Origin of the sequence: Mycobacterium montefiorense (assembly GCF_025823255.1) — a bacterium.
In the GTDB taxonomy this organism is placed as follows: Bacteria; Actinomycetota; Actinomycetes; order Mycobacteriales; family Mycobacteriaceae; genus Mycobacterium; species Mycobacterium montefiorense.
The window spans coordinates 447,606-466,635 of the sequence record NZ_JACKVL010000012.1 but is presented as its reverse complement, the minus strand read 5'-3'; the positions used below and the strand labels follow the sequence as shown (position 1 = coordinate 466,635).

19 protein-coding genes and 1 pseudogene are annotated in these 19,030 nt (G+C 64.7%); 12 read left to right on the top strand and 8 right to left on the bottom strand.

The annotated features are described in order from the left end of the window. Position 1: 1 nt before the first annotated feature. From H7K34_RS11900 to H7K34_RS11890, 3 genes are read left to right on the top strand one after another with little or no spacing between them, the layout of a single operon-like run. Positions 2-688 carry a haloacid dehalogenase type II gene (locus H7K34_RS11900; protein WP_264062091.1) on the top strand — a complete coding sequence of 229 codons (687 nt, stop codon included), beginning with the start codon at positions 2-4 and terminating at the stop codon, positions 686-688. Between the two features lie 39 nt (positions 689-727). Beyond that, positions 728-1,858: a hypothetical protein gene (locus H7K34_RS11895; protein ID WP_264062089.1), complete on the top strand. Its 1,131-nt coding sequence runs from the start codon at positions 728-730 to the stop codon at positions 1,856-1,858. 42 nt (positions 1,859-1,900) lie between these two features. Beyond that, positions 1,901-2,368 carry a cupin domain-containing protein gene (locus tag H7K34_RS11890; RefSeq protein ID WP_264062087.1) on the top strand — a complete coding sequence of 156 codons (468 nt, stop codon included), beginning with the start codon at positions 1,901-1,903 and terminating at the stop codon, positions 2,366-2,368. Here H7K34_RS11890 and H7K34_RS11885 read toward each other — a convergent pair. After that, entirely contained in the window at positions 2,362-2,760 is a 399-nt protein-coding gene (locus H7K34_RS11885) for a VOC family protein (protein WP_264062085.1), read from the bottom strand. The two genes, H7K34_RS11890 and H7K34_RS11885, sit on opposite strands and share 7 nt — an antisense overlap. Before the next feature lie 212 nt (positions 2,761-2,972). On the opposite strand from H7K34_RS11885, the gene H7K34_RS11880 reads away from it, so the two are divergent. From H7K34_RS11880 to H7K34_RS11865, 4 genes are all read left to right on the top strand, one after another. Further along, a complete protein-coding gene (locus H7K34_RS11880; protein ID WP_264062083.1) occupies positions 2,973-4,181 on the top strand; it encodes a cytochrome P450 in 1,209 nt (402 codons plus the stop codon). Positions 4,182-4,215: 34 nt separating this feature from the next. Beyond that, positions 4,216-5,106 carry an imidazolonepropionase-like domain-containing protein gene (locus H7K34_RS11875; RefSeq protein ID WP_264062081.1) on the top strand — a complete coding sequence of 297 codons (891 nt, stop codon included), beginning with the start codon at positions 4,216-4,218 and terminating at the stop codon, positions 5,104-5,106. Continuing rightward, a complete protein-coding gene (locus tag H7K34_RS11870) occupies positions 5,040-5,897 on the top strand; it encodes an amidohydrolase (RefSeq protein WP_264062079.1) in 858 nt (285 codons plus the stop codon). The genes H7K34_RS11875 and H7K34_RS11870 overlap by 67 nt, the downstream gene beginning before the upstream one ends. A gap of 99 nt (positions 5,898-5,996) precedes the next feature. After that, positions 5,997-6,461 (top strand): type III secretion system chaperone family protein, encoded by a 465-nt coding sequence (locus H7K34_RS11865; RefSeq protein WP_264062078.1) that lies wholly within the window; start codon positions 5,997-5,999, stop codon positions 6,459-6,461. Between the two features lie 6 nt (positions 6,462-6,467). Here the strand turns inward: H7K34_RS11865 and H7K34_RS11860 are convergent, their stop codons facing one another. Further along, positions 6,468-7,526, bottom strand: a complete 1,059-nt coding sequence (locus H7K34_RS11860) for an NAD-dependent epimerase/dehydratase family protein (RefSeq protein WP_264062077.1) — start codon at positions 7,524-7,526, stop codon at positions 6,468-6,470. A gap of 155 nt (positions 7,527-7,681) precedes the next feature. Here H7K34_RS11860 and H7K34_RS11855 point away from each other — a divergent pair, with 155 nt between their 5' ends. Together H7K34_RS11855 and H7K34_RS11850 are read left to right on the top strand one after the other, a co-directional pair. Then, positions 7,682-8,488: a lysophospholipid acyltransferase family protein gene (locus tag H7K34_RS11855; RefSeq protein ID WP_264062076.1), complete on the top strand. Its 807-nt coding sequence runs from the start codon at positions 7,682-7,684 to the stop codon at positions 8,486-8,488. A gap of 38 nt (positions 8,489-8,526) precedes the next feature. Further along, positions 8,527-9,948, top strand: a complete 1,422-nt coding sequence (locus H7K34_RS11850; RefSeq protein WP_264062075.1) for a WS/DGAT/MGAT family O-acyltransferase — start codon at positions 8,527-8,529, stop codon at positions 9,946-9,948. Here the strand turns inward: H7K34_RS11850 and purQ are convergent. From purQ to H7K34_RS11835, 3 genes are all read right to left on the bottom strand, one after another. Beyond that, a complete protein-coding gene (gene purQ, locus H7K34_RS11845; RefSeq protein WP_108920466.1) occupies positions 9,919-10,593 on the bottom strand; it encodes a phosphoribosylformylglycinamidine synthase subunit PurQ in 675 nt (224 codons plus the stop codon). The two genes, H7K34_RS11850 and purQ, sit on opposite strands and share 30 nt — an antisense overlap. Continuing rightward, positions 10,590-10,829, bottom strand: a complete 240-nt coding sequence (gene purS / locus H7K34_RS11840) for a phosphoribosylformylglycinamidine synthase subunit PurS (RefSeq protein ID WP_108920465.1) — start codon at positions 10,827-10,829, stop codon at positions 10,590-10,592. The genes purQ and purS overlap by 4 nt, the downstream gene beginning before the upstream one ends. A gap of 65 nt (positions 10,830-10,894) precedes the next feature. After that, entirely contained in the window at positions 10,895-11,572 is a 678-nt protein-coding gene (locus H7K34_RS11835; RefSeq protein WP_264062074.1) for an ATPase, read from the bottom strand. A 32-nt stretch (positions 11,573-11,604) separates the two neighbouring features. Between H7K34_RS11835 and H7K34_RS11830 the strand changes: the two genes are divergently transcribed. After that, positions 11,605-12,243 carry an MBL fold metallo-hydrolase gene (locus H7K34_RS11830; RefSeq protein WP_264062073.1) on the top strand — a complete coding sequence of 213 codons (639 nt, stop codon included), beginning with the start codon at positions 11,605-11,607 and terminating at the stop codon, positions 12,241-12,243. A 19-nt stretch (positions 12,244-12,262) separates the two neighbouring features. Here H7K34_RS11830 and H7K34_RS11825 read toward each other — a convergent pair whose 3' ends face one another. Both H7K34_RS11825 and H7K34_RS11820 read right to left on the bottom strand, forming a co-directional pair. Then, the gene (locus tag H7K34_RS11825) at positions 12,263-13,930 is read right to left on the bottom strand and encodes an FAD-binding dehydrogenase (protein WP_264062072.1); all 1,668 of its coding nucleotides are present in this window, start codon (positions 13,928-13,930) and stop codon (positions 12,263-12,265) included. 49 nt (positions 13,931-13,979) lie between these two features. After that, positions 13,980-14,684: a DUF2334 domain-containing protein gene (locus H7K34_RS11820; protein ID WP_264062071.1), complete on the bottom strand. Its 705-nt coding sequence runs from the start codon at positions 14,682-14,684 to the stop codon at positions 13,980-13,982. Positions 14,685-14,919: 235 nt separating this feature from the next. Here H7K34_RS11820 and H7K34_RS11815 point away from each other — a divergent pair, with 235 nt between their 5' ends. Further along, positions 14,920-16,539 carry a DHA2 family efflux MFS transporter permease subunit gene (locus H7K34_RS11815; protein WP_264062070.1) on the top strand — a complete coding sequence of 540 codons (1,620 nt, stop codon included), beginning with the start codon at positions 14,920-14,922 and terminating at the stop codon, positions 16,537-16,539. Between the two features lie 213 nt (positions 16,540-16,752). Further along, positions 16,753-18,393 (top strand): annotated as a pseudogene (locus tag H7K34_RS11810) (DHA2 family efflux MFS transporter permease subunit). Positions 18,394-18,399: 6 nt separating this feature from the next. Here H7K34_RS11810 and H7K34_RS11805 read toward each other — a convergent pair. After that, a complete protein-coding gene (locus tag H7K34_RS11805; protein WP_264062069.1) occupies positions 18,400-18,963 on the bottom strand; it encodes a TetR/AcrR family transcriptional regulator in 564 nt (187 codons plus the stop codon). Positions 18,964-19,030 lie beyond the last annotated feature (67 nt).

The window sequence follows — 19,030 nt, the reverse complement described above, 5'->3', positions numbered from 1 at the left end:
CATGCCGACGACACCGTCCGTACTTGTTTTCGACGTGAACGAGACGCTGATCGATATCGAGTCGATAGCACCACTTTTCGCGGAACTGTTCGGCCAGGAGGAGGTGCTGCACGAATGGTTCGCTCAGCTCGTTCTGTACTCGATGACGGTGACCCTGGCCGACCGCTATGTGGATTTCTTCACGCTCGGCCAAGGCGTATTACACATGCTGGCCGATGCATATCGGGTAGAGATCACCGATGCCGACGTTGGCCGGCTGCAAGAACAGATGCGCACCATGCCGGCGCATCCGGATGCACTGGAGGCACTCACATCGCTGCGCGACAGCGGTTTTCGTCTGGTCACCCTGAAGAACTCACCACACCGTTCCGGCGTCCCGACGCCGCTGGATAACGCCGGGCTCGCGGACCTGTTCGACCAGCAGCTCAGCGTGGAATCGTGTCGCGCGTTCAAGCCGTCGCCAACGGTCTATCAGCATGCGTGCGAAGCGCTCGGTGTGGTGCCCACCGATTGCATGATGGTTGCCGCCCATGTGTGGGATCTCCTCGGCGCCCAAAATGTCGGCTTCAGTACCGCTCTCATCACGCGGCCGGGCAATCCGCCACTGCCGGTGCAGGGCTTGCCGCAACCGACCCTGGTGGTCGGCGATCTGCACCAACTCGCCGAGGAACTGATCGCCGCGAGCTGACCCGCGCAAACCACCGGCGACTCGGTTACTCTTCGACGCGTGCGGGGCACTCCCCTCCCGGTTGCGCGGAGCTCCGCCGGGTGCGGGTTGGCGCGCTCGGTCGTGGCCCTGTGCGCGCTCGTTCTGGCCGTCTGGCCCAGCGATGACCCACTCTCGGTGCGGCTGGTCACCGAGGCGGTGAAAGAGCCGTTGCGCGGGCTGATTTCGATGGGCGCATACAAGTTCGCACCCGTGCTGGGCGAGCCCGAGAACTCGCTGGACACCGTGCGGCAGAAGGACGGCCTGCTGCAGGGCATCGTCATCCTGGCGTCGTGGCGTTCGCTTGAGCCGACCGCGACGTCCGGTCTCGCCGACAACAACGAGATCGATCAGGGCCTGGCCAACGTGCGAAAGTACAACCAGGACAACCCGAATGCGCCGCTCGCCGTGAAGATCCGGGTATGGGGTGGTTTCTGGGCACCCGACTGGGTGATGCAGGACAGCGGCGGCAAGATCCCCGTCGTGCACACCAACTTCCGGGGTGTCGCGAAGGACCGCACGCTGGGTCACGTGTGGGACGATCGCTACCACCTGCGCTGGGCGCACCTGCAGGAGCTCCTGGCTGCCAAGTACGACGGCGATCCGTTGGTCCATGAAGTCGCGGTCACCTCGTGCATGATGTTCACCGCCGAGCCGTTCTCCATCGACACGCGCCCGGCCGCGGTGGGTCCCCTCCGGAAGGCCGGAATGACCGACGCGAACTACAAGACCTGCCTGAACAGGATCGTCGACGACTACGCGCCGTGGAAGACGACGCGTTTCGAGACACCACTGAATCCGTTCAAGGCCACCGACAGCGGCAAGCCGGTGCACGATGTGGATTTCACGCTGGCATGGATGGCCGACTGCCGAAAGCGCGCGGGCGACCGCTGCGTGTTCGACAATCACGACCTCGACGTCCCGGCGAGGGTGGACAACGACCTCCGCAAGATCTACGCGGCGATGAAGCGCAGTGGTGCCGAGGTGGAGTTCCAGACGGGCGGGGCGTCGCCGGCGGATCTGGCAGCCGTGATCGGCTACGGCGTCGAGATGGGCGCGACCAGCATCGAGCTCTACCAGGACTACGGAGGTTTCACCCAGGTGCCGGACGACGACCTGCGCAAATACGCCGCGATGCTCGAACACAATTGAGGCAGCGGCATACCCGGGGAGAAAACCGGGACAATCAGCACCATGGCAACCACAGATGGATTTCACCCTGATTTCGCCGACGCCGAGCAGCAGGCAACGCGCAGCCGGGTGCACCACATCAAGGCGTCGGACATCAGGTCCGACACCGCACAATCGGAAGGACTGCGGCGGTTCTCGGCGCTCAGCGGCAAGTCGGTCGGCGCCGAGAAGCTGTGGATGGGCGAGACACACGCATTACCCCAGACCGTCTCGTCCAACCATCATCACGGCGAATCGGAGACCGCGATCTACGTGCGAAGCGGCCACCCGGAGTTCGTGTTTCACGACGGCGTCGACGAGGTGCGCATCACGGCCGCGCCCGGTGATTACGTCTTCATCCCGCCGTATGTACCGCACCGGGAGGAAAACCCCGATCCGAACATGATTGCGGAGGTGGTGATCGCGCGCAGCAGCCAGGAGGCGATCGTGGTGAACCTGCCCGCGCTGCGTCCGCTCGAAAGCGGTCAGTAGACGGCGATTTCGACGAGATTGCCGTCGATGTCCCGGCAGTAGTGCGAAGTCATCGGCCCGAGCGCACCGGTCCTGGTCACCGGCCCCGCGGTGATCTCGACCCCGCAGTCTTGCAGGTGAGCACGGACCTCGTCGGCAGTGGAATCGGCGATGAAGCACACGTCTTCGGAACCCGCCGCTTCCACGGACCCGGTGACCCAATCGGGGTCGTCGGCCAGCGCCCCGACAGGTCGTAGGTTGATCTTCTGATTTCCAAAACTCAGCGCGGTTCTGCCGGCCGGCCCGAACGCCTCACGCTTCATCCCCAAGACACGCTCGTACCACGCCGCGATCGCCGCAATATCGTTGCAATTGACCACGATATGGTCGAACCGTTGCACCGCGAAACCCATCTTTGGCTCTCCTAGCGTTGTGTGTCGAGTGTGCATTCAGAAATTTCAGTGTGCGCTCACGGCGCCGCACATGCACACGCGCCACCCAGAGCGCACACCCGATGCCGCCATCGCACAGTCCGGAACGTGTTTGCCCTGATGGCCTTGACCGCGCACGTACGCTAATGCTAAGCAGGTGCTCAGCACGCCTTGCTGGGGGTTGAGGAGGACACATGGCAACCGCGCACCTGGTCTTCGATCCGTTCTCGGAGCAATTCTTCACCGACCCGTATCCGACGTATCGGCGGATGCGCGAAGAGGCCCCCGTCTACTACGACGAGCGACACGACTTCTATGCGCTGACTCGCCACGAGGACGTCAGCGCAGCATTCAAGGATTACCAGACCTATTCCTCGGCGCGCGGGATCGACCTGGCCATGGTCAAGAACAACGACCTACCCCAAGAGTCCAAGTCGATGATTTTCATGGATCCCCCCGAGCACCGGCGAATGCGCACTCTGGTCAACAAGGTCTTCACCCCCCGCGCGATCACCTCGCTGAAAGACACCGTCACCGAGCTGATCGAGTACCACCTGTCCCGGATCGATCCTCACCGATTCGATGTGGTCGCCGACTTCTCCGCGCTCTTTCCCGTCGAAGTGATCAGCACGGTCCTTGGCGTGCCCGCCAAGCACCGGCAGCAGATCCGTCACTGGGTGGACACCTCGTTGCACCGGGAACCGGGACAGATCGAAATGGGCGAAGCCAACTGGGAGGCGGTCACCCAGATCGGCACGTTCTATTACCACCTGATCCAGGAACGCCGGAAAGCGCCGCAGGACGACATGATCAGCGGCCTTATCGCCGCGGAGGTGGAGCGCGAGGGCGGCGGCACCACACAGCTGGACGACTTCGAAATAACCGGCTTCGCAACACTTCTGGGCGGCGCCGGTGCCGAGACCGTTACCAAGCTGGTTGGCAATGCAATCGTGCAGTTTGCGCGCAACCCCGACCAGTGGCAGAAACTGCTCGACGACCGCGCCAAGGTGCCCGCCGCGATCGAAGAGGTGCTGCGGTACGAGGCTCCGGCGCAGTACAACGTGCGCTGCTCGCTCAAAGATGTTGCGCTGCACGGTGTCACGATTCCAGCAGGCAAGCCGGTGTTTCTGTTGGGGGGCTCGGCCAACCGCGATCCCAATGCCTTCACCGATGCCGACAAGTTCGACATCGACCGCGATCGCACCGAGGCGCAGAACCTTGGCTTCGGATACGGCGTGCACAGTTGCCTGGGCGCCGCGCTGGCCCGCCTGGAAAGTGCGATCGCGCTGAACAAGCTGCTGGACCTGATGCCGCGCTACGAGGTGATCTGGGACGACTGCAAGCGGGTGAGCATGCAGAACGTCGCCGGCTGGTCGAACGTCCCGGTGCGCGTGTTGCCCTGAGGTAATCCGTGTTGACCTGAGCGACAATCGATCGATGACAGTCGCGGTCACAACGCTGTACCCGGCCCGGCAGGTGATCACCATGGAACCGGGTTCGCCCGCCGCCACCGCGGTCGCGGTATCGGGCGACCGGATCGTGGCCGTGGGGTCATTCGAAGAACTGCGCGACGACGGCAACGCGGTCGTCGACGAGACGTTCGCCGACTCGGTGGTGTGCCCCGGGTTCATCGAGCAACACCTACATCCGGTTCTTGGAGCCACCACATTGGTCACCGAGGTGATCGCGACGGAAGACTGGGTCCTGCCCGACCGCACGTTCCCGGCCGCACACTCGGCGCACGAGTATCGGCACTCGTTGCGAAACGCGGAGCGCGCGCTGAGCGATCCTCGGGCTTGGCTGATCTCCTGGGGCTACCACCGGCTGTGGCATGGCGCGCTCGATCGCACCGTGCTGGACAGCATCAGCCGTGAGCGTCCGATCGCGGTGTGGCACCGCTCTTGTCACGAATGGTTCCTGAATTCCGCGGCCATCGATGCGTTGAGCATCACCCGCGACGAGATGGCCGGCCACGGCCCGGCTAGCGCCATGGTCGATCTCGACGGTGGGCATTGGTGGGAGACCGGGATGAACCTGCTGCTGCCCAAGCTGGCACCGATGTTCATGAGCGCCGATCGGATGAGCGCCGGCCTTCGTCAACTGGTCCGCTACCTGCACGGCACCGGAGTCACGGCATTCAACGAGCCCGGGCTCATGTGGCAGCTGGAGCCGTGGGAGCTGTCTCAGCAGATCCTCGGCGCCGAGAACACCCCGTTTCTCTCGACGTTTCTCGTCGATGCCCGCAGCCAAGCCGACGCCGCATGGATCCCGCCGACGCGGTGGCCGACGCCGAGGCTCAGATTGCCCGCGCGGGTACCGGCAAAGTGAAGCTGCTACCCAAGCACGTGAAGTTGTTCGCCGACGGCGCGATCATCAGTCAACTCATGCAGATGAAAGACCCTTACCTCGACGACGCCGGCCACCCTGACCCCCACCATCACGGTGAATGGATGATGCAGCCCAACATTTTTCGCGCTTTCGCCAAGGTGTATTGGGATGCCGGTTGGCAGCTGCACGTTCACGTCAACGGCGACGCCGGATTGGAGCTGGTGCTCGACACCATCGAGGAGTGCATGGCGGCGCGACCGCGTGCCGACCATCGAACGGTGATCGTGCATTTCGCCAACTCGACCGAAGAACAGATCGACCGGATCGCTCGCGTCGGGGCCATCGTCTCGGCGAACTCGTACTATCCGGTCGGATTTGCGGACAAGTACTCCGCGCACGGCCTTGGCGCGGACCGGGCCGACGCGATGGTGCGATCGGTGTCGGTGCTCCGGCGCGGTATCCCGTTGTCGTTTCACTCCGACCTGCCGATGGGTCCAGCCGATCCTCTCGCCCTGGCCTGGTGCGCGGTGAATCGCCGCACTCCCAGTGGACGGATCGCCGGTCCCGAACAACGCATTTCAGTCCATGAGGCGTTGCGTGCGATAACGATCGAGGCGGCGTACTCCTGGCGGATGGAGCACGAGCTGGGCAGCATCGCGATCGGAAAACTCGCCAGCTTCACCGTTTTGGGCGAGCATCCCTACGTCGTCGACCCGGAACGGCTGAATCGTATTCCGGTGCGGGGCACCGTCTTCGCGGGACGCTGGTACCCGTTGTCTGCCAGCGCGTGACCGGATCGTGACAAACTCAGCGAATTCTCACCAGATTCTTGGGCGACGCACTGCTCGGCTCAAAGCAACCGTAAAGCCGCAGGCATCATCATTTATTTCATGACGACTGAAGCGTTGTCCGCAAACCTGATCGAACGCTACCTGTGCACCCGCGGCAGCCGGTACTTCCGCGGCCAGCACGACGGCGAATTCTTCTACGTAGCCAACACCCGTCCGCGGCGGCTGCACGTCCACCTCGGGATCTCCCGTTGGCACGGCGACGAATTCACGATTCAAGTCACGCCTGGCTGCTTCTTCCCCGCCGCCGACGGCGTTGAACTGGCGGAGCTTGCCGATGCATGGAATCACGCCAACCGCGACGTTGTGGTGACCGTCCGTGGATCCTCTGACCCGCAGCGGATCGGCGTCGTCGCGCGCAGCTCCCGCAAGGTCCGCGAGCCCGTCGCCTTCGAGGAGTTCGCCACCTACATCGACCACAGCATCGCGGCGGCGATCGAGTTCTTCGCCGAGCTGGGCTCGGTCGCCGCATGCGCAGTGCAGCCATTGCTGCTGGACGCCGGCTAACCGGCGTCAGTTGCCGTCGGGCCGGGGCTCGCCGAATTCGGCGCGGATCGCGCCCCAGGGGTCGGCATAGTCTCCGGACGAATTCCGGTAGGCGTCACGGCGTTTGAGGAACTGGCGCGCGATCGGAGAGACCAGCCGCATCGGATAGCGCTGCCATCCCGCCGCCGCGCGCATCTCGGCCAGCATGTCCGGCCAGGGATGGCGCTGGAAACGCAAAGCCTGTTGCGCGCGTGCGGTATCCATCCAATCCGTCACGTACCAGTCGTCTTCGCTGTCGGGGTCACCCGGCCGGCCCGCGGGCAGCACGTTCACCAGACCCCTGCTGGCCGCCAGCGTCTTGCCGACATCTGACTGCCGGAGCAGATGCGACTCGTCGCCCCCGATCAGCAAGGTCTCACCGATCACATCTGCGGTGGTCGCATTCGAGAACGCGACCGCGACATCGCGCACATCGACGGTGTGAATTCGTCCGTCGGTCGGCAACGCGCTCTCCAAAAAGGGTGCATCCATACTTAGCGGCATCGCACCAAGATCGACGCTCATCACACCGGCGAGACGCAAGATCACCCAGTCCAGACCCGAGGCCCGGACCAGCTGTTCCGCTTCGACCTTGTGGGCGCCGTAGAGGTCCGCTGGCCGAACCGGGGTATCCGCGCGCAACCACTCGCGGTGCCGGCGCGGATTGCGGGAGCCGTGCACCGCATTGCTCGAGGCCTGGATGAAGCGCACCGGGCGCGGGCAGGCCTTCGCGGCCCGCAACAGCGCCGCGGTCGCGTCGACGTTGACTCGCCTGGCCAGCTTCGGGTGGCGATAGATCCCGGGCGGGATCATCGCGGCCAGATGAATGATCGTCGCCGGGGCCGTCTTGGCAACGAGACGGCCGACCTCGGCCGGGTCGGTCAGGTCCGCCCAGTACGGCGCGGCTCCCGCGGGCAACGACCTGGCGGCCTTGCGCTGGGCAGACGTGCCGAGGTCGGACGCGACCACCCGATGGCCGTCGGCGACCAACTGACGCACGGTCTGCGAGCCGACCAACCCGAAACCACCGGTAACCAACCAGAACATCTTCGGTCATTTCCCCCTCGATGCACGGCTACCCATAGCAAACGGATATGACATTCTCCCGAACAGAGAGTACTCTATGTCACACGCGGTGTGCCCTAGGGGATCGGCCTCGCGCTGGCAACGATAGGCAGGAACATAACCGCGGGGGAATCGCGATGGGCAACGCGCAGGCAGACAATCACGAAACCGCCAAATGGGATCCGGCGTTTACCGAACAGGTCAAGAACACGGTCGGCCCGGTGGTCAACCGCTGGCATCGGGCGCAAGTACGAAACCTGGAGAACGTCCCTTCGGCGGGCGGCGCGCTGGTGGTGTCCAACCACTCCGGCGGCATCTTCACGCCCGACGTACTGATCTTCTCGTCGGCCTTCTACGACAAATTCGGGTACGACCGGCCGGTGTACACCCTGGCTCACTACGGGGTGTTCATGGGGCCACTGGACGGCTGGCTGCGTCGGGTGGGGGTTATCGAAGCTAGTCGCGAAAATGCCGCCACCGCACTGCATTCGGGAGCGGTAGTGCTGGTGTTCCCGGGCGGTGACTACGACTCTTACCGGCCCACGCTGAACGCGAACAACATCGACTTCAACGGACGCACCGGCTACGTGCGGACTGCCATCGAGGCCGGAGTACCGATCGTGCCCACTGTTTCGATCGGCGGGCAGGAGACCCAGCTGTTCCTCACCCGCGGCAACTGGCTGGCCCGCAAACTGGGAATCACCAAAGCCCGCATGGACATTCTGCCGGTGAGCTTCGGCGTTCCGTTCGGGCTCAGCGTCATCTTCCCGCCGAACCTGCCGTTGCCGTCCAAGATTGTCACCGAGGTGCTCGAGCCGGTCGACGTCGTCGCCCAGTTCGGCAAGGATCCCGACATCGACGAAGTGGACGCACACGTGCGTTCGCTGATGGAAACCGCGCTCAAGCGGCTGGCCGGCCAACGCCGGTTCCCCATTCTGGGCTGACCCGTAGCAAACGCGGAATCACTACGGCGAGGTGACGTGTGAAAAGACTCAACGGCATGGACGCCATGCTGCTGTACAGCGAGACGCCCAACCTGCATACCCACACGCTGAAAGTAGCGATTCTCGACCCGTCCGATTTCGACGGTGAGTTCGACTTCGAGGCCTTCCGGCACCATGTGCGCCGTCGGCTGCATCTGCTGGAACCGTTGCGCTACCAGCTCGTCGACATCCCGTGGCAGCTGCACCACCCGATGTGGCAAGAGGACTGCGACGTCGATCTGGACTACCACTTGCGCCGAGTGCAGGTGCCCGCCCCGGGTGGCCGGTGCGAACTGGACGAGGTCATCGGGCGCGTTGCCTCCACGCCGCTGGACCGCAGCCGCCCGCTGTGGGAATTCCACTTCGCCGAAGGCTTGACCGGCGGCCGGTATGCGTTGATCGGCAAGGTGCACCACGCGTTGGCCGACGGCGTCGCCTCGGTCAACCTGCTGGCGCGCGCAATGGATCTCGAGGGCATGGTGCAGGACGAGCGCGACAACGACGAGGTGGGCAGCACCGCGACGAGGGGCGATCTGCTGCGCGCGGCCGCGCGCGACCATGCCCGGCAGATCGCCGAGCTGCCCCGGCTGCTCATGGACGCCGCGGTGGGGATGAGCCGGGTGCGGCGCCGGTCCAAGCAGCGCGGGGATCACCCGGATCTAGCCGACGCCTTCGACGCACCGTCGACCTTCCTCAACCACGTGGTGTCCCCGCAGCGGCGGTTCGCCAGCACCACGGTGCCGCTGGCCGAGGTCAAGGCGACCGCCAAGGCGTTGGGCGTCACCGTCAACGACATGGTGCTGGCAATAGCCACCGGCGGGCTGCGCACGCTGCTGTTGGACTACGACGGCCAAGCGCAGCGCCCGATCATTGCTTCGGTGCCCACCGCGACCGACAAGTCGGGCCGCGTTACCGGCAACGAGATCAGCGGTCTGATGATCTCGCTGCCGGTACACATCGCCGATCCCGCCGAGCGGGCGCGGCTGGTCTCTTTGGCGACCCGGATCGCCAAAGAGGACCACGAAATCATGGGCCCGGAACTCTACGGGCGGCTGATGGCCTATCTGCCCACAGCGTTCGCTCCGGCCGCCTTCGGCTGGCTTGGCCGTCATGACGTGCCGAACAAGCTGATGAATGTGGCGGTCTCCAGCGTGATCGGACCGCGCGAGCGAGGGCATTTCGGCGGCGCCACGGTAACCGAGATCTACTCCACCGGGGTGCTCTCACCGGGCGCGCCCGTCAACATCACGGTGTGGAGCTACGTCGACGGACTCGGCATCGCGGTACTCACCGACGACCAGACGTTCAAAGACCCGCATGAAGCAACCGATGCAATGACCAAGGCCTTCGCTGAATTACGCAGTGCCGCGGGAATTCCCGCGCAGAGTACGTCAGGCGGCGAGAACGGCATCCAGCGCTGAGTAGAACAAACCCAGACCGTCGTCGGAGGGGCCGGTCAACGCTTCGATGGCATGCTCGGGGTGCGGCATCAACCCGACGACGCGACCATTGGCCGAGCTGATGCCGGCGATGCCGCGCATCGAGCCGTTGATGTCGTCGTGATACCGAAACACCACGCGGCCCTCGCCCTCGAGTTCGTTGAGCACGTTCTCCGGTGCCACATAGCGACCCTCGCCCGATTTCAGCGGAACCAGCAGGTCCGCGTCGGGCTCGAAGCGCGACGTCCACGCCGTCGAATTCGATGCCACCCGAAGCCATACGTCGCGGCAGATGAAGTGCAAACCCGCGTTGCGGGCCAGTACCCCGGGCAGCAGCCTGGTCTCACAAAGCACCTGAAAACCGTTGCAAATTCCCAATACCGGCATACCGCGGCTCGCCGCATACACCACTTCGGACATCACCGGGGCGAATCGGGCGATCGCACCGGCCCGCAGATAGTCGCCGTAGGAAAACCCACCCGGCACCACTACCGCGTCCACCGCCTTGAGGTCGGCATCAGCGTGCCACAGGCTGACCGCTTCCGCGCCGACACGGCGCACCGCACGCGCGGCATCCACGTCGTCCAGCGTCCCGGGAAAGGTGATGACCCCGATCCGCGCTGTCACAACACTTCCCGGCTGATCGTCCAGTCCTCGATGACGGTATTGGCCAACAGCGACTCCGCTATCTCGGCGAGCGCGGTGTCATCGACGGTGTCGTCGACTTCGAGCTCAAACCTCTTGCCCTGACGGACATCTGAGATCCCGGGATGTCCGAGTCGGCCCAGCGCGCCGACAATCGCCTGGCCCTGCGGGTCGAGAATCTCCGCTTTGGGCATCACATGAACGATCACCCGCGCCACCGGCGTTCCTCCTCCTCGGATCTTTGTCGGCGCCAACTCTACCGGCGGCAGCTACCGGGTGCGGCTCACGGGCACGAGGCGATATAGGCCTCGCACAGCGGCGCCGTCAGCGAGTCCAGCACCTGAGCGTCTGCCATCGACGGCCAGGGCACCTGCGGCGGCGCGGCAGACCACAGCGTCAGTTCGCTGATAGTGCTGCTTGAAGCGTGTGCGACCAGGTAGGTATGCATGATCACCGGCCCGCTGATCACGGCGGCCATCCGGTTCGGCTCGTCGGTGGTGATCGACGGCGACTGCAATGGCGCCCCCTGCTGGCAGCCACGCAGCACCGCGACGGCATTGCCGAACACCGAGGACGCGATCGAGCCGCCACGGGCCGTGTCGCCGCGCCAGTGCACGATCTGGGCCTGCAGCTGCCATTGGCCGTCCGGGTGGACCACCGTCGCGCGGGCCGCGACCGCCGACGCGCGTGGGTCCTGCGCTAGTGGCTGCGTGCCACACAGCTCCTCGAACCGGAAACGCGGGCCTGCCCCGACGCCGGTCACCTGCACCGCCAGGCCCGCCAGCGGGGGCCAGTTGTAGGTCGAGTTCAGTGGCACGGCGCGCTGCTGTATCCAGGCGGTGGCCGGGATTTGGTCGCAGACCGGTGGGCAGCTCTCCGGTTCGGCCGGTGCCGGGACAACGAAAACCAGGGCGGCCACCAAGCCGCCGGCGACCAGTATCGTCGCGAAAACTACCCGCACACGACCACCCCCGTCAGGGCACAATCGTAGACATGCAATTGACGCATTTCGGCCATTCCTGCCTACTTGCCGAGTTCGACCACACTAGCGTGCTCTTTGATCCCGGAACCTTCGCGCATGGTTTCGAGGGAATCACCGGGCTGGACGCCATCCTGATCACACACCAGCACCCGGATCATGTCGACCCGGCGCGGTTGCCGGCGCTTATTGCGGCCAACCCCGGGGCCGCGCTCTACACCGATTCGCAAACCGCGGCACAACTGGACGCGCCCTTCCGGGCGGTTCACGCCGGCGACGAGCTGACGATCGGTGAACTGACGATTCGGGCGCTCGGCGGGCAGCACGCCGTGATCCACCCGGAAATCCCTGTGATAGAGAACCTTTCGTATCTGGTAGGCGACGGCGACCACCGCGCCCGGTTGATGCACCCCGGCGATGCATTGTTCGTGCCCGACGAACCGGTGGATGTACTGGCCGCGCCGGCGGCGGCCCCCTGGATGAAGATCTCCGAGGCCATCGACTACCTGCGCGCGGTGGCTCCGACACGCGCGGTTCCCATTCACCAAGGCATCCTCACTCCCGAGGCCAGGGGTATCTACTACGGCCGCTTCACCGAGATGACCGACACCGACTTCCAGCCGTTGCCCGAAGAAAGCGGCGTCACCTTCTAGCTCGCTCAGCGCACCAGGGCTAGGTTATGTCGTCGGCGGTGCCGCGGCCCGCTGCCCGGCCGCTGAAAATGCAGCCGCCCAGGAACGTGCCCTCCAGGGCCCGGTAACCGTGCACACCGCCACCGCCGAACCCGGCCACCTCACCGGCCGCATACAGGCCCGTCAGCGGCGTGCCGTCATCGGTGAGAACTCGCCCAGCAAGATCAGTCTCGATGCCGCCCAGCGTCTTTCGTGTCACGATATGCAGTTTGACCGCGATCAACGGCCCGGCTTTCGGATCGGTCAACCGGTGCGGCGCCACCACCCGGCCCAGCCGGTCGCCCAAATATCCGCGGGCGGCGCGGATCGCGGTGATCTGACCGTCTTTGCTGAACTTGTTGGCCACCTCGCGATCGCGGGCGGTGACCTCGGCCTCCACCGTCGCATAGTCCAGTGGGACCACATTCGGCAGCTTATTCATGCCGGTTACCAACTCGCGCAACGAATCTGCGCTGACGAAGTCCACACCCCGATCGATGAAGGCTTGAACCGGGCCGGGCGGGCCGGAGCGGGCCCGGTTACGTAGCAGCGCGCGCACGCTCTGGCCGGTCAGATCGGGGTTCTGCTCTTGCCCCGAAAGCGCAAATTCCTTCTCAATGATCTTGGCGTTCACGATAAACCAGGTGTAGTCGTACCCGGATTTGGTGATGTACTCACATGTGCCCAGCGTGTCGAAGCCGGGATACAGCGGAACCGGCAACCGATTGCCGTCCGCATCCAGCCATAGCGATGACGGGCCGGGGATGATCCGGATGCCGTGCAGCGGCCAGATCGGGTCGTAGTTGGTGATGCCCTCGGTGTAGTGCCACATCCGGTCGGGATTGATCACGCGGGCCCCGGCCTGCTGGGAGATGCCGATCATCCTGCCGTCCACGTGGGCCGGCACGCCGCTCAGCATCTGCTCGGGCACACGGCCCATTCGCTTTGGCCAGTTCGCGCGCACCAGATCGTGGTTACCACCGATACCGCCGCTGGTCACGAGCACTGCGGACGCACGAAATTCGAATTCCCCCAATGCCTTTCGCGATGAGGATACGCCGCGCGGTTCGGTCGATGGCTGCAGCACGGTGCCCCGAACGCCGGTCACCGCGCCACCCTCGACGATCAACTCATCGACTTGGTGCCGGTGGGCGAAGCGGACGGTCGAGCGATCGCGCAGCTGACGCGCGAAAATGTCGACCAGGGCGGGCCCGGTGCCCCAGGTGATGTGGAACCGCGGCACCGAGTTGCCGTGCCCCTGCGCGTTGTAACCGCCACGTTCGGCCCAGCCGACCAATGGAAAGATCTTCAGACCCCGGTCGCGCAGCCAGCCGCGCTTCTCCCCCGCCGCGAAATCCACGTACGCGTGCGCCCACTGCCGTGGCCAGTAGTCTTCTTCCCGATCGAAAGCCGCTGTGCCCAGCCAGTCCTGCAACGCAAGCTCATGGCTGTCCCGAATGCCCAGCCGACGCTGCTCGGGACTGTCGACAAAGAACAGACCGCCAAAAGACCAGAACGCCTGTCCACCCAGATTGGCGCTGTTCTCCTGATCGAGGATCAGCACCCGCAAGCCGCGGTCCACCAACTCGCAGGCGGCCACCAAACCAGCCAGTCCCGCTCCGACGACAATCGCGTCAGCGGCGAAGCCTGCCGCCGAAGAATCGCTCATGTCGCACCAGGGTAATGCCCCCGATCAAGCGATTAATCAGATGGCTTAGTCAGGCCGCGTCGAGAACCGCCCTGTCGGGTCGCCAGCGATACACCGTCGGCGTGCACCCGTGCATCGACGCGAGGTCGACGGCGTCCAGCATCGCCTGTAGCGGACCCGGCTTACGTAACTGACGGGCCGCGACCGCCACCCGCACGATGCCGCCGCGACGGGCGATCCGCTCAGCGGACAGCACCACCAAGCGGCACCACCACGGCTCGGTGAGGAACCCCTCTCCAATGCCGAGTACACGGCTGCGCGCGGTGCTGTGGCGGACCAGATCGGTAATGCCGTGCAAATCCGCTAGAAGACGAAAACCGTTGCCCGGTAATGCCTTAACGACACCGGGCGAGACGGTCCAGCCCGGCGCGGCGAACAGCCGGGTACGCAGCCCCAGGTGTTCGAGCACGCGGTCGGCAGCCATCAGCCGAAGGTTGGCCTCGTGTGCCCGCAGCATGGCGAACTCGGCACGCCGCTTCTTGGTCGCGGCGTCGTCGTAACCGTGCAGCACGATGGCGTCACCGGAGGCCCGCCGGGCAGTCAGCCACTCGACGGTGCGCGGATCGTGGTCAAGCCGGTAGTCGCCGGACAGGCGTGGAGCCACCAGCAACGAAACAGGCACCTTACGCGAATCCATTTGTGCACAGAACGCGTCGACGTCGGCCCGGGTGCGCTCGCCTATCCCTGAGACCGAGACGATCAATTTTCCAGACACACCCGCAGTTTGACGAGCGCAGGTGTCGAGATGGTGAAGGACACGCAGACGGCAAGCGTATATCGGCGCGTATGCCAGATGTCACTCGCGGGCTGGAATGCGGCTTTCGCGCAACGGAGTTGGGCCGTCGACCGGATCGCGGCGCGCACCACGCAACGCACCACCGCGCGATCGCCGCACAGCGGCACGCCGGCAGCTGGCGCGTACCAGCCCCAGATTCCGATATCGGTTCGATATGCTAAGCAACGCCATGGACAAGGCCCGTTCCGCAGCGGGCGACGCTGCGCTGCCCACCGCCCCCGCCGGGCTGTTGGGCGCCGCGGAACGTAGTTATCCTGACAAGCTCGACGCCCAGCTGTTGCGGATTTCCGGCGTGTGCCTGCTCGCCACGATCATGGCGATCCTGGACGTCACGGTCGTCACCGTCGCGCAGCGCACTTTCATCGCCGAGTTCGGATCCAACCAGGCGGTCGTCGCATGGACGATGACCGGCTACACGCTCGGGTTGGCGACCGTCATCCCACTGACCGGATGGGCGGCCGACCGGTTCGGTACCAAACGACTCTTCATGGGCTCGGTGGTGGCGTTCGTGCTGGGTTCGCTACTGTGCGCGATAGCATCAAATATATTGCAGCTCATTATATTTCGCGTGATTCAGGGTATCAGTGGCGGCATGTTGATGCCGCTGGGATTCATGATAATGACGCGCGAAGCGGGGCCCGGGCGGCTCGGCCGGCTGATGTCGATATTGAGCATCCCGATGCTGCTCGCTCCGATCGCCGGCCCAATCCTGGGCGGCTGGCTGATCGACACCTCCAGTTGGCGGTGGATCTTCTTGATCAACCTGCCAGTCGGGCTGGCCACATTCCTCGCCGCCGGAATCGTGTTCCCCCGGGATCACCCCGCTCGGTCGGAGACATTCGATGTTATCGGCGGGCTGCTGCTCTCGCCCGGACTGGCGACGTTTCTGTTCGCGGTTTCGTCGGTCCCACGCTGCGGGACGATCGCCGATCGGCGTGTCTTGATCCCCGCGGCAATCGGCGTGGCGCTGATCGCCGCATTCGTTGTGCACGCGTTGCGCCGCGCGGATCACCCACTCATCGATCTGCATCTGTTCCAGAATCCGGTGCTCACCAGGGCCAATGTGACGATGCTGCTGTTCGCCGCCGCCTTCTTCAGCGCTGGCCTGCTGCTTCCGAGCTATTTCCAGCAGGTGCTGCACCAGACGCCGATGCAGGCCGGAGTGCACCTGATCCCGCAGGGGCTCGGCGCGATGGCGACCATGCGGTTGGCGGGTCCGCTTGTGGATAGACAGGGCCCGGGCAAGTTCGTGCTGATCGGTATCGCGCTGATCATCGCGGGACTGGGCACGTTCGCTTTCGGCGTGGCTAGGCACGCCGGCTACGCACCCACCCTGCTGGTCGCGCTGACGATCATGGGCTTGGGGATGGGTTGCACCATGATGCCGCTTTCGGTGGCCTCGGTGCAGGCACTGGCGCCGCACCAGATCGCCCGCGGGACGACTCTGATGAGCGTCGGCCACCAGGTGGGCGGGTCGGTGGGCACCGCGCTGATGGCGATGATCCTGACCAACCAGTTCGACCGGAGCGAAGACATCGTCGCGGCGAACAAGCTTGCGGCGCTGCAACAGAAGGCCGCGATCAGCGGTGTCCCCGTCGATTCGTCACAAATACCACACCAGTCACTGGCCCCCGGCTTTTCGACTAATCTCTTGCATGATCTTTCGCACGCCTATACGTCCGTATTTGTGGTCGCCGCGATATTGGTCGCATTTACCATCATCCCGGCGTCATTTCTGCCAAAAAAGCCGGCGACTCAAACAATCGCACAATAGCATTGATCGATGCTTGAACAGCACTATTGCCCTCCGTGAATGGTGTTACAGAAATGGTCGCGAACACTGATTAGACAGCTCCTGAGAAGATGACGGATGCGCACAAATCGCAACCCGGCGGGCCGTAAATAGCCGATTTTCCCCGGGAATTACAGCTTGGGGATACCTGGAAAGCCGCAAAATCGCAGGTCCGTCTTCGATATGCTCGGCCGCATGCTCAGCGACGCCATGGAAGGAGCCCATTCCGCAGCCCCCAGCGTCGCGGTGTCCTACGCTTCCACCGGACAGGCGGTTGCGAGCGGTCGCGACTATCCCGACAAGCTAGACGCCAAGCTGCTCCGCGTCGTCTTTATCTGCGGGCTCGCCGCTGTGATGGCGGTGCTGGACAGCACCGTCGTCGCGGTCGCCCAAGGCACCTTCGTCACGCAGTTCAATTCCAGCCAGGCGGTCGTTTCCTGGACGGTGGCCGCCTACATGCTCGCCTTTGCGACCGTGATCCCGGTGACCGGATAGGCGGCAGACAGGTTCGGCACCAAACGTCTGTTCATCGGTTCGGTACTGGTGTTCATGCTGGGCTCGCTGCTGTGCGCGATAGCGCCAACCATCATGCTGCTCATCGTATTTCGGGTGATTCAGGGTATCGGTGGCGGCATGTTAATGCCGCTGAGCTTCGTGATCCTCACTCATGAAGCGGGTCCGAAGCGCGTCGGCCGGTTGATGGCGATCGGGGGAATTCCGATCCTGCTCGGTCCGATCGGCGGGCCGATCCTGGGCGGCTGGCTCGTCGGCGCCTACGGCTGGGAGTGGATCTTCCTGATCAACCTGCCGATCGGGCTGCTCGCGATCGTCCTCGCAGCAATCACCTTTCCCAAGGATCGCCCGGCCCCGGCCGAAAAACTCGACATCGTCAGCGTGCTGCTGCTGCCGCCGGGTGTCACGCTGTTTTTGGCCGGAGTGTCATCGATCCCGGCGCAGGGCACGATCACCGCTCCCGCCGCGTTGGTGCCGACGATCATGGGGCTGTTGCTGGTCGCGGCATTCGTCCTGCATTCCTTCCGCACCGACCATCCGCTGATCGACCTTCGCCTTTTCAAAAATCGCGTGGTCACCCACGCCAACCTCGCCCTGCTGGTATTCGGTGCCCCGTTTGTCGGGCTCGGGCTGCTGGTCCCGAGTTACTTCCAAGTCGTGATGCACCAAACACCGATGCATTCCGGGCTGTATCTGCTGCCGGTCGGCCTGGGCGCGGTCTTGACGATGCCGCTCGCCGGGGCATTCATGGACAAGCGCGGACCCGGCCTGATGGTGCTGATCGGCCTTCCGACGATGGCGGTGGGTCTAGGCATCTTCACCTACGGTGTCGCCACGGAAGCCGCCTACAATCCGACGCTGCTGATCGGGCTCGCGGTGATGGGCCTGGGCGTCGGCTGCACCACGACGCCGCTGTCGGCGGCGGTCCTGCAATCACTGGCCCCGCATCAGGTCGCTCGCGGCACCACGCTGGTCACCGTCAACCAGCAGGTGAGCGGATCGATCGGGGCTGCGCTGCTGGGCGTGATTCTGACGCAGCTGTTCGCTCACAACGAAACTCTGGTGACGGCAAGCAAGCTCGTCGCGGCCCAACAGCAAGCCAGCGGGCAACGCATGCCGATCGAGGCCTCGTCATCGGCCTGGAAAAGCATGGGCCCCGATTTCGCGAACAACGTGACGCACGGTTTCTCCCACGCCTACACGGCGGTGTTCGTGGTGGCGGTCGCGTTGCTGGTGCTGACGATCATCCCGGCAGCGTTTCTGCCGATGAAGCGGCCGGAGCCGGAGCGGGACCCCGAGCCCGCAGAAGCGCCGGCGGACTGACCCGGCTCAGCCCTCGAATAGCATCGTCGCGATCCGCAGTACGGATTCCATCGGGTCGGTCTCTTTGACCTGAGCACTCACCGCGTCGTTGAGCCACAGCATCGAAAACCCATGCACCAGAGACCATGCCGCCAACTGCGCAGCCGCGGGGTCGGCCTGCGCATGGGGATCGCGCAGCGTCGCCACGCCGCGCGCCAACTCGGCACCGGCGGCGGCTTCCGCGGCGGCCAGGTCGGCATCCTCGGCGTCGAGCAGCGACTTGTTCAACATCACCTGATAGTGGCCGGGATGGTCTAGAGCGAACCGCACGTAGGCCAGCGCCGCGTCGGCGAAGTGACCGCGAGCGCTTTTCAGCGCCTGCGCCAGCAGCGCAAAGCCCTGTGCGGCGAGCGCGGTGAACAGGCCGCGACGATCGATGAAGTGGTGAGCCGGCGCGGCATGTGACACGCCCGCGTCGCGGGCCAGTTCGCGCAACGACATCCGGTCCGCGCCGCGCTGCGCCACCAGGCGCGCGGCTTCGCTCAAGATCACCGTGCGCAGGTCACCGTGGTGGTAATTCGGACGGTCCATAGCGGCGAGCATACCGACCGAACTTGACAGTGGCTAGATAAGGGTTCTAGCGTGAGCGTTAATCTTG